A 13310-nucleotide genomic window follows, 5' to 3' on the forward strand; every position below is an offset into this window, starting at 1 on the left:
CAGTTGTTGGTTTCGGCGGGGTTGGTGGAGCCGGTGAGGTGGCGTTGCAGGCGAGCGTGGTGGCACCGAGTTTGGTGGTGTTCGGGTCACGGTGGGCATCCGCCCGGCGGGACCCCGTGAGCCGGATCTGGCGATGCTGGTGGCGGCTGGCATTGTGCGGGCTGGAGACGAGCTTCGCCGCGATCCGGGCGGCGTGCGACGAAAAAGTCAGCGAGGGCTGGCGGACGCGGCGGCGGGTCGAGGAAGACTGCACGCTCCTGGAGCTCCGCGAGGACTTACCGCGCGAGCCGGAAAGAGAAGCCGCCGCAGAGATTCAGTCACCCTGGCGAACGGCCGGGGTCTTCTCTCCGCGACACCTGGCTAAGTGATCATGGTGCGGTCGCGGCAGGCGGAAACGAGCGTTCTCGTGCGGAAGCTGCCCTCGGCGGATCACCGAGCTAGTGGAGCGCCGGTATTCGAACCGTGCTGTGTCCCGGGGTCTCGGGTGCGGCCGATCGCGGCTCGGAGCTCTGCTGGGCAGTGTCGCACCATGATCGAACCGCGCGAGACTCTGCTCAAGGCTTTGCTTCGCCACTGGGTGGGTTCTGGCCAAGAGAGGGGTTGGTGGCGGCGGTGACCGCTTCCGGAGTCTGGTTCGGATGTGCCAGTGGGACGCCGAGCCAGGTCTGCAGTGCCTTGTCCAGCGAGCTCCGGTCGGGTTCGCCCGCCCAGGCGACGTAACCGTCGGGCCGTAGGAACATGGACGCCGGAGCGTCGTCGGTCAGCGGGGCCGTGGTGATCGTCCGCACGCGGTCGAGGTAGGGGGCAGCGAGGTCGTGCAGCGCACCGGAGGGGTCCAGCAGGAGCGCTCTGCCGTCGTGCATGTGGTCGGCGAGCCGGGACCCGTCAGCCAGCGCGTAGTCGGGTGCGCTGGCGCCGACCAGCGGATGGTCACCGGAAAGGTCGTAGCGCTGCCAGACGCCCGAGATCTTCTTCGCGAGGTAGGTGGCGCCATCCACGGTCCGTGCCAAGTCGGCCACCACCTCGCGCAGCGCGCGGGCATGGGGCTCCGGGCGCATCACCGTGATCTGGGCACGCGTCCAGTTCAGCACCCAGGCGCCGAGGGGATGCCGCTCGGCGGTGTAAGTGTCCAGCAGCCCGTCCGGCGCCGTCCCCCGCACAGCGGCGGCGAGCTTCCAACCGAGGTTCATCGCGTCGCCCACGCTCAGGTTGAGCCCTTGTCCGCCGAAGGGAGGGTGCACATGGGCCGCGTCGCCGGCGAGCAGCACTCGCCCCTGCCGGTAGGTCGTGGCCTGACGGGTGTTGTCGGTGAACCGGGTCAGGCTCGTGACCCCGGTGACCGTGGCCTCGGCGCCGGTCACGTGGCGAATGGATGCCTGGAGGTCCTCGGCGGTCGCTGGGGTCTCGCGGTCGGCCGGTGCGCCGTCGAACGCGACCGTGGTGATCCGCCCGCGCGGTGGGTCGTTGAGGTAGACGCCGGTGTCGGTCGCGTGCCAGCCGACGCCGAGGTCCTGCATGCCGACGATGTCGGCGATCCCGTGGTAGCCGGTGATTTCCGGGTCGGTGCCGGGGAAGTCGAACCTGGCGAGCTTGCGCACGGTACTGCGGCCGCCGTCGCAGCCGACGAGCCATCCGCACCGGATCGGCCCCTGGCCGGTCGTGACCGTCACCCCTTCGCCGTCCTGCTCGAAGCCGGTCACTTCCACCCCGCGGCGAATTTCCGCGCCGAGCCCGGCGGCGCGGTCGGCGAGGATCGCCTCGACCTGCTTCTGGTGGACCAGGGCGACCATGTCCGGGGGATGGAGCCCGGCCAGGTCCGGGTCGGACTCGTCCAGCATCTCGTCGCTGAGCATGATTGCCGCGAAATGTCCGGAGAACCTGGGCAGCGCGCTCGTGCCGTCCTGACGCCGGGTGGAAATGTAGGAGACGGTCCACTCCGTCTCCCGCTGGGCTTGCCGCAGCGCGGGAAGCAGGCCGCGCCGGGAGAACGTCTCGATATTGGGCCGGTTCAGGGTTCCTGCCTTGAGGATCGGATCGGCCTCGGCCAACCGTTCCAGCACGATTGCCGAGGCGCCGCCGGCCCGCAGCTCACCGGCCAGCATCAGCCCCGCGGGGCCGGCCCCGGCGACCACCACGTCATAGTCGAGCGGATGCCCGGCCGAGGCGGAAGCGGCGGCGGTTGTGGACGGTGTGGTCATTGTGTACCTCCGGAATGGATCGGGTGGCCAAGTCGTCAGGACCCGGCCTGGGCCTCCGACCGGCGAGCGGTCTCGGTCAACCGCCGGACGATCGGTCGGATCACCTGCATCGCCAACCGAAGCGAGGCGTCGTCCTCGGGGGAGAGCGTGGCCAGCAACTCCGTCAGGCGGTCATGGCGCTCGCGGAGACGGTTGGCCACCAGGGTGCGGCCGGCGTCGCTGAGCACGATGAGCGACGCCCTCCCGTCCTGGGGATCCCTGACCCGCGCCACCAGTCCCTGCCGCTCCAGGCGCTGCACCAGCTGGCTCGTCGAGGGCTGGCTGGCACCTACCGCCGCCGCCAGTGCCGTCAGCCGGGCCGGGCCGTCCCGGTAGAGCCTGCCCAGGCAGGTGATCGCGGGGAACGTCAGGCCTCCGTGGTCGTTCAGGTGCCGGATCATCAGGCGGATGACCTCGTCGAAAGCCTCCGTGACGTCATCCCGCCCGTGGTCGCATTCGCTCTCGCCCATCCTCGATTTATATCACAGGATTATGTAATTGGCCAGCAGTGCGGAGATCGTCACTGCCCTCGGTGTTACCGAAGTCTGGGTTCTAGCCGCGATCGTGGTGGGGTTTCGCCACCGAACCGTCTCGCCGCTCGGGGCAGAGTAGATAATGTTCCTATGTAATGGGGGCGAGGTCAGGCATGCGGACACCGCCCGGGTGGTGACGGCGGCTCTGTTCCGCATCGTCATCGCCGGACTGCTTCGACTCGGTACGCCGCTGTCTCCCCTGACGACGCATCGATGGCACACGTCGTGGACGAGGGCCGTACCGACGATGGAAGCCGGATACGGCGCGGCGAACAGCAGCCCCGTCACCACTTTTCCGGAACCCGACGGCGGCTTCGGGCCGGGGCTGGGCGTCGTTCCCCGTCACCAGGGGCCGATGTGCGCCCCCAGCGCGCTGGGCGGACGAAAGAGCCTGTCGTCGTGGCGGATCGGTTCAGTGCGGCCGATCGGCTGGCGCAGCACGGTCGCTGCGGGGGTGGCCCGCCCCCTTCAGCAGAGCCTGGGCGGCCTCGCGGAACGCGGCCACCAAGGGCGCGGTCTCCCCGGCGCGGGTGGCGAGCACCACCTGGCAGGGCGCGAAGCCGTGCAGCGGGATCGAGGTCAGGTCCGGGCGGGTGCTGTCGGCACGCAGCCCGGCGGGCACGATGGCGACGGCCTGCCCGGAGGCGATCAGTTCGAACGAGTCCTCAAGGTGGCCGATCAGCGGACCGTCGGGTGCCGGCGTACCGTCCGGACGGGGGTCCAGACGCCAGTACGAGTCCCACTCCGCATGGGGCAGCCTCGGCATGGGCTCAGCCGCGATGTCGTCGAGGGCGACCGATTCGCGGCCGGCCAGCCGATGGTCCCCGGCCACGAGCAGCACCCGGGGCTCCTCGTACAGGACGGTGATGCGCAGCCCGTCAGTGGCGAACGGCAGTCGAGCCACGACGGCGTCCACACGGTGACCGAACAGGGCCGCCCGAACCTCGGACAGCTCCAGGTGCACGGTGTGCACCTCGGCCTCGGGGCGGTGGTGGCGCAGTCGCTGCACTGCCGGAGTGATGATCAGCCCGCGCGTGTGGCCGACGGTGACCCGGCTGGGCGCCGCTGCCGCACGGGCCTCCGCCGCGGCGGTCGCGGCGACGGCTAGCAATTGCCTGGCGTGGGGAAGGAACGCGGCTCCGGCGGGGGTAAGGCGGGTGCCCTGCCGGTCGCGGTCGAGCAGCCGGGCGCCGACGCGCTGCTCAAGGGTCCGGATCTGGCGGCTCAGGCTCGGCTGTGTGACGTGCAGCAGTGCCGCGGCGCGGCCGAAATGCCGCTGCTCGGCGACCACCGTGAAGTAGCGGACCAGCCGGAGGTCGAACTCGGCCGGTGGCAGCGCGTCGGTCGGGTGCACCCCACACAAGATAGCCCGCTCGCCGGGCCGTGATGCCTGAAACGCGTCACGGGATGCGAAACAAGCCTTGGACGTCCCGCCTCGGCAGCGTGGAGTGTTGGTGCCGATCTGAAGCGAGGTGACGGGCACGGGGTGAACTGATGCCCGCCACGCGCGAGAACCGCTTGATCAGAGCCGACGTGGGAGTGACATCATGATCGAGTACCACGAGACCGTCGTGGTCGGTGGGGGTTTCGGCGGAATCTGCGCTGCGCACGACCTGCTGGCCGAGGGACGGGACGACTTCGTCATTCTTGAGCGTGCCGCCGAACTGGGCGGGGTGTGGCGGGACAACCGATACCCCAATGCGGCCTGCGACGTCCCGGCCCACTTTTACAGTCTCTCGTTCGCTCCGAACCCGACGTGGACGCGGAGCTACGCGCCGTGGGACGAGATTCTCGCCTATATCAACACGGTGGCCGACGATCTGGGGGTCCGGGACCGCGTCCGGTTCGCCACCACGCTGGTGTCGGCGAGCTGGGCGGAACCCGCGGGCGTGTGGAACCTGCGTACCGCCGAGGGAGGATCGCTGTCGTGCCGGTTCCTGATCGTGGCGAGCGGTTCGCTCAGCACTCCTCGCATTCCTGACCTTCCGGGGCGCGAGACGTTTCGCGGCGAGGTGGTCCACACCGCGCAATGGGACGAGCGAATCTCCCTGGCAGGTCGGCGCGTGGTGGTCGTCGGTGCGAGCGCCAGTGCTGCGCAGGTTCTGCCCTACGCAGTCGACGTGGCCGAGAGCGTGCTGGCGGTGATCCGCACCCCGCCCTACGTCATGCCGAAGGACGACCAGTTCTACGACATCGAGGCGCAGGCACGGTTCCGGGACGAACCGGCGCGGATGGACGCCCTGCGTTCGGCGGCCGAGCACAGGTTCAACGTCGAGGCGGAGACACAGGCGGTCATGGACGAGGCCGGCCTCGCGAAGATCGAAGGGCAGTGGCGGGACTACATGGAGTCGGAGATCCGCGACGCGGGCCTGCGCGAACTCCTGACGCCGTCGTACCGGTTCGGCTGCCGCCGGCCGGTCATGTCCAGCGCGTTCTATCCCGCCCTCGCCGACCGCAGAACCACTGTCTGGTCGGCAGAGATCTCAGCGATGACCGAGACCGGCGTCGTGACCAGCGACGGGCGCGCCTGGGACGCCGACGTGGTCGTTCTCGCGACCGGCTTCACCGCGACCGCCATGTTCGCCGGGATCGAGTTCCGCGGTGAATCCGCGCGGTCGTTGAAGGCGGATGTGTGGCGCGAAGCGCCACACGCCTACAAGGGCACTGTCGTCGCGGGGTTTCCCAACCTCTTCCTCGTGACCGGGCCGCACACCCAGGCGAGCGGGTCTATCGTCGCGGTCATCGAGGCGCAGATGAAGATGATCATGCAATACCTTCGGCTGGTCGACGAGAACGACGCTGTCTCCGTCCAACCGTCGCAGCGGGCTCAGCGGGACTTCAACACCTGGGTCGACGGCGCAATGGCGGACTCTGTCTGGGAGGCCGGTGCGTGCCACAGCTGGTACCGCCTGGGCATGACGGGCAAAGTGGTGACCAAATGGCCCGGTAACCTCGCGAGCTTCCAGAAAATGACCAGCACGCTCGATCTCGGCGACCTCGTGCTGAAGTCCGGCCCGGCAGGATCTCCAGCCCTGCCGGTCACCTCTGCCGCGGATGCGCCGGCCACGGGGAAGCGGGCCAGTTCCTGCGCCGGATCGGCGTCGGCCGGGTAGTGCGCGAAGCAGGTCACCACCAGACCATCCTCGTGGCGAACTGCGAACCGGCTCACCGATCACAGCGGCTATTCGACGCTCAGCTGATCCATCGATCGAACCGGGCCGTGGCTTGATCCGATGGACGACGTGGCCCGCCCGGCTCGGCGCTGATTCCTGAGCCGCCCTAGGCCTGCCTCGGCCGGCGGAAGGCCAGATCGTTGTCGCGCGGCTGCTGTCTGGGCGACGTCTGCGGGCGTCGGTCAGGGAGGGGTCCCGTCCCATTTGAATGACCGCACGACGGCGGCTCAGATAGACGGAGGCTGCGCAGGCCCGATCTGCGGAACGATAAGAAATGACACGGACACCCACATACTGGTGTGCAAAGGATGGAACGGAGGCTTTCTATATCGCAAGCGGAACCAGCTACACCGGCTACTATGTCCACTTCCCCGCGACTACGCACCACAATCGGACTTGGCGGCACGTCGAGCGGGGTTGGTGGAAGTTCGCGACCAACGTCACCGTGTACATCAAGTCGAAAAGGGCTAGCGCACCGCACGCCCAGCGCGGAACTCGCCCAGGCGGACCCGTGCCCGCCGGGCGCGGCGGCATCGGCTGATCGAGTGACCGGCGAGGGGCGGATGATCGCGAGCGGTGCAGGTCTCTGCGCTCGAACGGGACGCAGGCAGGGGCGGTTCTTGCGACCGCTGACAGCGGAGACGACTTTGTCGCAAAGATCCGCTCAGCATGGAGGGGAAAGCTGCGCCCGATCCCGCCGGACGCACTGCATCCGGCGCTGCCCGAGCGGTTACGGGAATTCCGCGCAGAGGTCGGCCTTCCGGTCGAGAACTGTTGGCAGTTTGTCTTCCACGACCTGCCAGTCCAGGAGCCTCGGCTCATCGAAGGGCGCGAATTGGTCGGAATCGGTGACAGCTACGGCGTGCCCACCGTCGTCGACACTGCTGAAGGGTCGGTGCGGAGGGTCATTCCAGGCGTGCCCAGGCCGCTTCGGCTGTTCAATTCCAGCGTGCCCGCGTTCCTCTGCGCTTTCGGCCGCATCGATACGTCGCTGGGCGACCTCTCGCATTTGCCGCCGGACCGCTCGCTAGGACTGGCGGAGGAACTGCGGACTGAATTCACCGCACCGGACCCGCAGTCGATGGTGCCCGGCGGCACCCATTGGCCGGACTACCTGGATGAGGTCCCGTCATGAGCGCGAAGGGCGCAACCCGCTTTTTTCTCGCGTTGCTCATGGTTGTCGGACTGGTATTCACGCCCGCCGCGGCGACGGCGCACTGGGGCGGAGAGGTCGTCTCGGACCTGCCGCTGGCCGGTCCGCGGACGCGATCGGTGGCCGCGGACAGCCCGCGTTGTCGTGGGGCTTCGGGCTCGCGCGTCGTAGGCTTCGCGGAGCGGGTCGATGCCGAGTCTGGCGGCGACCATGGCGCGGTGCCTGCACTTTGGTGGTTTGCTCCGGCGCAGGCGCTGCGTCGCTCGCTCTTGTGCTGCGGTTTCGCTGCGGACGCCCTGATCTCTGCGAGTATCGCGGTAGTCAGCCGTCGGTTTCGACGTTTTTCGCGTCGCTGGCGGCGCGCTGTACGGCTTGGCCGCGGCTTTGGTCTCGTAGGCTTCGCCGGAGGCGACGATTTCGCCGTTGCCGGCTTTGAGCCGGAACCGGAACTTGCCGCCTTTGTCGTAGTAGCCCTCGAACTTCCCCGCCAGGCCGTACCTTCTTCCCGCTCGACCGTCCTGTGCCGCCCATCGCGCTAGGCGTGCGGTGCTCGCGTCCGTCGCCCGATCCGGGGTTTCCCGGACGGCAGGCTGCCATTCGACCGGGGATCCGGCCGGCAGCCGTGCCCGCCTCGTCCGGCGGACGTGTCGTCGCCGACACGCTGGCCAGCCCCGGAAAGGCGCGCTTCGAGTAGATCTGCGCCGCGATGAACGAGTCGAGACCGTTGGCCGACACGTGCGAGCCGTCGGGCAGGGTGACCGGGCCCTGGGTGAGGGCGTACCGGATCTGCTCGTAGGTCTGGCGGGCTGCCTCGCCGGTGGTGCCGAAGTGGTAGAGCTTGTCGTATTTCGCCATCCACGGCAGGAAGTCCTGCCGCCAGCGGCGCTCGAAGCCGAGCGGTTGTGCGTCGAACGACTTCTGCCAGGTCGTGGTGAACTCCGTCGAGGACGAACCGGCCGGGAAGGTCTGGGCGTAGTGGGCACCCATCCAGGTGCCTGCCGAATAGCCGACCCAGTTGATCTTGTCGCGGCCGAGCAGCACGCGCAGCAGGTCGATGTCCTTGACCGTCTGGTCGGTAGCGATCAGCGGGCCCAGCCGGGGCGGAGGCGAGCCATTCGGAGAAGCCGCGGCGGCGCACCGCGAGGACACGGCACAGCGGGCGACACCATACGCGCCGGTGGGCGGAGATGAACCGGTACCCGCTTGCGCAGCTCCCGGTCTCGGCCGCCCGCTCGGCACGATCAGGCCCGCACCCACGTCCGCAGCGTCTCGTGATCCCCCCAGCTCACGAGCCGCCTGCGCCAACGGACGAGACACCGACCGCGCCAACGCGACCGCGTCCCGCCGGAACTCCTCCGGATGCCTCGGCGAACCAGACACATCCTTTCCCAGGCCGAAGCCAAGGATCAAAGCGTCCGGCACGAGTGGCGAGAAGCCGGGTGTTGGGGATGAATACCTAACGAATCCCCGATTGTTCTGGGTGCCCGTCCACGCGACTCTGGGTGAACGCAGGTCGACACGGATTCATCGGGTCCGGCTTTGTCTCGGCCCTGCGGAAACTGCCAGCTCCTGACCGCTCCCGGCGTTCCACCAAGGAGGATAATATATCTGGCCGACGAATTAGCGCCGGGCGTGCTGGGCGGCGAACCTCTGCGTGGCGCGGACTCCCGGCGGCTCCAGTCTGCCGAGCGTCTTCAGGGCAGACCAATCAGGAAATGTGCACACCACCCTGTACGCCGAACACAACGGGACAGAAGAGACCATCGCGACCTGTTTCGGTAATGCCCAGCCAGGAAGGAAGCTTGTCTGCGGCAGCGGCGGACATAGACCTTCGTTCGCTGTCCGCAGTGATCGTCTGTGCCAATGGCGAGGAACACTTTCACCTCGGCCTCGATTAAACAGCGCTTCGCGGATGCCCGCAGGGTCCTCTGCCGGGTATCCGCCCATTCCTGATCACCACGGCCAAACGCCCGCCCGCCGCCGACGGTGTTGCTTGCCCGTCCAGGTCTCAACCGAAAGACAGGAGTGTCCCTGTGTCCTTGGCAAGAACGCCGCGAATCGCGGTCGTAGTGCTGGCGTTGTCATTGGGCGCCACCTCGGCGTCACTGGGCTCGGTCTCGGCCGCGGCGGCCGCCCCGCCCGGCCATCCGCCACGAGGCGAGCACGCCAGCAGTACCGTCACCCTGATCACGGGGGACAAGGTGATCAGCTACGGACACGGCAAGTACGCGGTCGAGCCCGGCCCCGGCCGCGACCGCATCGCGTTCCGGGCATTCGACCGGGCCGGCCACGCCTACGTGATCCCCTCGGACGCGCAGTCGCTGGTCGCTGCCGGTTCGGTCGACAAGCGGCTGTTCGACGTGGCCGGACTGCGCCGATCCGGGTATGCCGATTCGGACAGCGACCAACTGCCGCTGATCGTCACCGGCGGGCGGGCCGCGGCACGCAGCGGCGCTCGGGTGCGGCGGGAGCTGCCCAGCATCGGCGGAGTCGCCGTGAAGGCGGAGAAGTCCCGGGTCGATCAGGTGTGGAACTCGGTCACGGCCGCCGCGGGAGGCGGTCGAGTGCTCAGGTCCGGAGTGGAACGGGTCTGGCTGGACGGCAGACGGCAGACCCTCGGCGGCGGCGCACGGCAGATCGGCGCGCCGCGGGCGTGGGGGAGCGGCGTCACCGGCGAAGGGGTCAAGGTCGCCGTCCTGGACACCGGGGTGGATGCGACGCACCCGGACCTCCAGGGACGGGTGACCGGCCAGCGGAACTTCAGCGACGCTGCCGACAACGTGGACCGCAACGGGCACGGCACCCGTGCCGCCGGGATTATCGCGGGCACCGGCGCGTTCGCGGGCGGGGAGTACCAGGGTATCGCGCACGGGGCGCAGATACTCGACGGGAAGGTACTCGATGACGCGGGGTCCGGGCGGGACTCGGACATCATCGCCGGGATGCAGTGGGCGGCCGGCCAACGGGCCGACATCGTCACCCTCGGCGTCGGCGTCGGCGCCCCCGAGGCCGATCCGCTGGAAGAGGCAGTCGACTCGCTGTCCGCGAAGACCGGCACGTTGTTCGTCGTCGCAGCGGGCAACGGCGGCCCGTCGGAGGAGACCGTGAAGTCGCCGGGCAGTGCCGATGCCGCGCTGACCGTCGGCGCTGTCAACGGCGAAGGCGGCTTGGCGGAGTCCTCCGTCCGGGGCCCGAGGTTCGATGACGGTGCCATCGAACCGGATGTCATCGCACCGGGCACGGCCATCGGTACCGCGCACGTCGCCGGTGCCGCCGCGCTGGTGGCCAAGGCTCACCCGGATCTCAGGGGCCAGCAGCTCAAGGCGCTGCTGATCGCCTCGGCTAAGCCGGAACCGAAGTTCGGGGCGTTCGAGCGGGGTCCGGGACGGATCGACGTCCCGGCGGCGCTGGCGCGGCAGGTCGTCACCGCACCGGCCAAACTCGGCTTCGGCGTCCAGAGCTGGCCGCACGAGGATGACAAACCGGTCAGCAAACCGCTGTCCTACCGCAACGACAGCACGGCGGACGTCACGCTGAAGCTGTCCGTACGAGTGACCGGGCCTGATGGCAAGCCAGCCCCGGAGGGCATGTTCTCGCTCGACCAGCAGCAGGTCACCATCCCGGGCGGCGAGACGGCGAAAGTGAACGTGACCAGTGACACGCGTCTCGGATCCCTCGCCGGCGGGTATTCGGGCCAGGTGGTCGCCAGCTCGACAACCGCCGAGATCGTCACGCCGCTGGCCGTGACACGCGAAGCGGAGAGCTACGACCTCACCGTCGCCCAGCTCGGACCGGACGGGAAGCCGGTGCCGCCGGGCACGTCGAGCGCGGACGTGCTCGGGATCGACAGTCAGCTATGGAAGACGGTGCCGCCGGAGGGCAAGATCCGGCTGCCCAAGGGCCGCTACACCGTTCTTGCCTCACAGATATCCGGCGGGCAGGACGTTCGCCACTACGAACTGGTCGAACCGGCTCACCAGCTCACGGAGAACGCGGTCTTGACCTTCGACGCCCGGCAGGCAAAGCCGATCAAGGTCAACGGCCCCGACCCGGCAGCGAAAGCACACACGTCCTCCGTCGGGTTCAGCCAAGTCATGGGCGCCCTCCCGGCCCGCTACTCGCTGGTGACGAAGGGGCCGCTGGACAAGATCTCGACCGTGCAGGTCGGCCCGGACGCAGCCCCCGACGTCTTCGCCGCGCACATCAGCAGCCAGTCGACCGGGAAGAAAGGCGAGTACAACTTCGCCTGGTTCGCGCCGGGGCGATATCCCACCGGCTTCCGCCGAGACGTGCGCCAGAAGGACCTCGCCCAGGTGCAAGTCGAGTTCGGGGCTCCGGACGCGGTCAAGGAAGGTGCGCGCTCGGTCTTTCCGGGCCAGGCCGACGGGATCGGCTCCGTCAACCTGGAGGTGTACCAGCCGGTCGCGATTCCCGGCAGCCGGACCGAGTTCTACAGCACCGGCGCTACGCGGTGGTCAGGAGTTTTCGCCGAACAGGGTACAGTGAAAACTGTTCTGGAGTCGCCGCCGAAGACCTACCGGGCAGGCAAGCGATACCACGAGCGGTTCAACGTCGGTCCGTTCGGGCCGGGACTGCCCGAATCCATGCTCGGGCCGCCGTGGGCCGAGCGCATCAACGACGACATCTGGGCGGACATTCCGATGTTCACCGACGGCGCGGGCAACGCGGGAACCGGCGACACCAAGCTGCGGGGGCACACGACTCTGCACCGCGGTGACAAGCTCGTCGGGCAGAACGAGACACCGGGCCACGCGGTTTTCACCGTCGGCCCCGAGCCAGGCAGGTACCGGCTCGGCGTCGAGGTCGACCAACCGTCCGAATCCGGCGTGTCCACTCACCAGACCGTCGCGTGGTGCTTCGGCTCCGCACATGTCGACGGACGGCGGACGTTGCCGCTGACGGCGATCCGGTTCACGCCCCAGCTCGACCTCACCAGCAGCGCCCCCGCCGGGCAACGGCTGGACGTGCCGGTGTTCCTCCAAGGCGTCGACGGTGGGCCCGTCCCGTACGCGTGGCTGACGGTGCAGGTGTCCTACGACGAGGGAAAGAACTGGGCCGACGCACCGGTGATCGGGGGGAAGGTGACGCTGGCGCATCCGCCGGACGCCTCGTCGGTGTCCCTGCGTGGGCAGGCTGAGGGCCAGGGCGGAAACACCGTCGAACAAACGATTCTGCGGGCCTACAAGCTCAAGCGGTAGCCGCCGCGGATCGACGCGACGTGGGCCGGGCGCGGGATGCCGGCCCACGTTTCGCGACTGCGGACAACTCGGGAGTCCAACGCTCCGTCGGCGAAACAGTGTTCCGCGTCAGGAATCGATCTTCGCTGAAGGCGAACCGGGGGCGGGCTTCGCATTGTCCAGTTCGGCAAAGCGAAGATCGGCCGCGCCCGTGACCTCGTCTCGACGGTGCCACACCGGTTGGCGACGAAGCGCCGCGCCGCCCGCCATCGCGTCGCCCTATCGGCCGCGGCTATGCCCCGGTACCGGAAGACGTGTCATGATATCCGGGAAATCGATCGGCAAAGCGAACGATTCGCCTGTCCGATCGTACGGTTTGTCGAACGACGGGAGCGGTGGTGGAGGACGAGACGCCCTCAATCCGGGACATGCTGGCGGTCAACCTGCGTGCGGCGCGTGCGGCGCGTGGGCTTTCGCTGTCCGAGCTGTCGCGGCGGTCGGGCATCGGCAAGGCGACGCTGTCGCAGCTGGAGTCCGGGAGCGGCAATCCGACCATCGAGACCGTGTTCAGCCTGTCCAGGGTGCTGGAGGTGGCGATCTCCGATCTGCTCGACCACCGGGCGGGCGGCGCGCTCACCGTCGTGCGCGGCGCCGACGTCGAGGTGCTGCGCGGCGAGGGCGTGGATCTTCGGCCGCTGCGGCGGATCGAGGCAGGCGACGGCGTTTTCGAGGTGTACGACCAGGTGGTGCGCGGCGACGAGCCGCAGCGCTCGCAAGGGCACGTCGGGATCGAGCACACCATCGTGCAGACCGGATCGCTGCTGGTCGAGGTGGCGGGCCGCAGGGTCGAGGCCGGGCCGGGGGACTACGTCGCCTTCGACGCCCGCGAGCCGCATTGCTACACCGCTCCGGACGGTCCGGTGCACTCGGTCCTGCTGTTGCAGTACCGCGCCGACGAGCGGCTCGACGGCAGGCCGCATCCGGTGCTGAACGGCTGACCGCTCCCGGGTATTGAC

Annotated in this window: 8 protein-coding genes and 1 pseudogene; 4 read left to right on the forward strand and 5 right to left on the reverse strand. The window is 68.8% G+C overall.

What is annotated here, in order from left to right; genetic code table 11:
- Nucleotides 1–554 precede the first annotated feature (554 nt).
- The 3 genes from BM362_RS24925 to BM362_RS24935 all read right to left on the reverse strand — a co-directional run bounded on the left by BM362_RS24925 (nucleotide 555) and on the right by BM362_RS24935 (nucleotide 4124).
- Entirely contained in the window at nucleotides 555–2198 is a 1644-nt protein-coding gene (locus BM362_RS24925) for an FAD-dependent monooxygenase (RefSeq protein ID WP_244287266.1), read from the reverse strand.
- 35 nt (nucleotides 2199–2233) lie between these two features.
- On the reverse strand, nucleotides 2234–2707 hold the full coding sequence (locus tag BM362_RS24930; RefSeq protein ID WP_093574734.1) for a MarR family winged helix-turn-helix transcriptional regulator: 474 nt from the start codon (nucleotides 2705–2707) through the stop codon (nucleotides 2234–2236).
- A 475-nt stretch (nucleotides 2708–3182) separates the two neighbouring features.
- The gene (locus BM362_RS24935) at nucleotides 3183–4124 is read right to left on the reverse strand and encodes a LysR family transcriptional regulator (RefSeq protein ID WP_244287267.1); all 942 of its coding nucleotides are present in this window, start codon (nucleotides 4122–4124) and stop codon (nucleotides 3183–3185) included.
- Nucleotides 4125–4317: 193 nt separating this feature from the next.
- Here BM362_RS24935 and BM362_RS24940 point away from each other — a divergent pair, with 193 nt between their 5' ends.
- Together BM362_RS24940 and BM362_RS24945 are read left to right on the forward strand one after the other, a co-directional pair.
- Nucleotides 4318–5883 (forward strand): flavin-containing monooxygenase, encoded by a 1566-nt coding sequence (locus tag BM362_RS24940; protein WP_093574735.1) that lies wholly within the window; start codon nucleotides 4318–4320, stop codon nucleotides 5881–5883.
- A gap of 751 nt (nucleotides 5884–6634) precedes the next feature.
- Nucleotides 6635–7078 carry an SUKH-4 family immunity protein gene (locus BM362_RS24945; protein ID WP_280142741.1) on the forward strand — a complete coding sequence of 148 codons (444 nt, stop codon included), beginning with the start codon at nucleotides 6635–6637 and terminating at the stop codon, nucleotides 7076–7078.
- Here BM362_RS24945 and BM362_RS50675 read toward each other — a convergent pair.
- Nucleotides 7054–7716 carry a YegP family protein gene (locus tag BM362_RS50675; protein WP_425285730.1) on the reverse strand — a complete coding sequence of 221 codons (663 nt, stop codon included), beginning with the start codon at nucleotides 7714–7716 and terminating at the stop codon, nucleotides 7054–7056. The two genes, BM362_RS24945 and BM362_RS50675, sit on opposite strands and share 25 nt — an antisense overlap.
- Nucleotides 7706–8191 (reverse strand): annotated as a pseudogene (locus BM362_RS24955) (alpha/beta fold hydrolase); the annotation flags it as partial. The gene BM362_RS50675 and the pseudogene BM362_RS24955, both read right to left, overlap by 11 nt.
- Nucleotides 8192–9129: 938 nt before the next feature.
- On the opposite strand from BM362_RS24955, the gene BM362_RS24960 reads away from it, so the two are divergent.
- Nucleotides 9130–12315, forward strand: a complete 3186-nt coding sequence (locus BM362_RS24960) for a S8 family peptidase (RefSeq protein WP_167545423.1) — start codon at nucleotides 9130–9132, stop codon at nucleotides 12313–12315.
- Between the two features lie 377 nt (nucleotides 12316–12692).
- Entirely contained in the window at nucleotides 12693–13292 is a 600-nt protein-coding gene (locus tag BM362_RS24965) for a helix-turn-helix domain-containing protein (protein ID WP_167545424.1), read from the forward strand.
- Nucleotides 13293–13310 lie beyond the last annotated feature (18 nt).

Origin of the sequence: Amycolatopsis rubida (assembly GCF_900115345.1) — a bacterium.
Lineage (GTDB): Bacteria > Actinomycetota > Actinomycetes > Mycobacteriales > Pseudonocardiaceae > Amycolatopsis > Amycolatopsis rubida.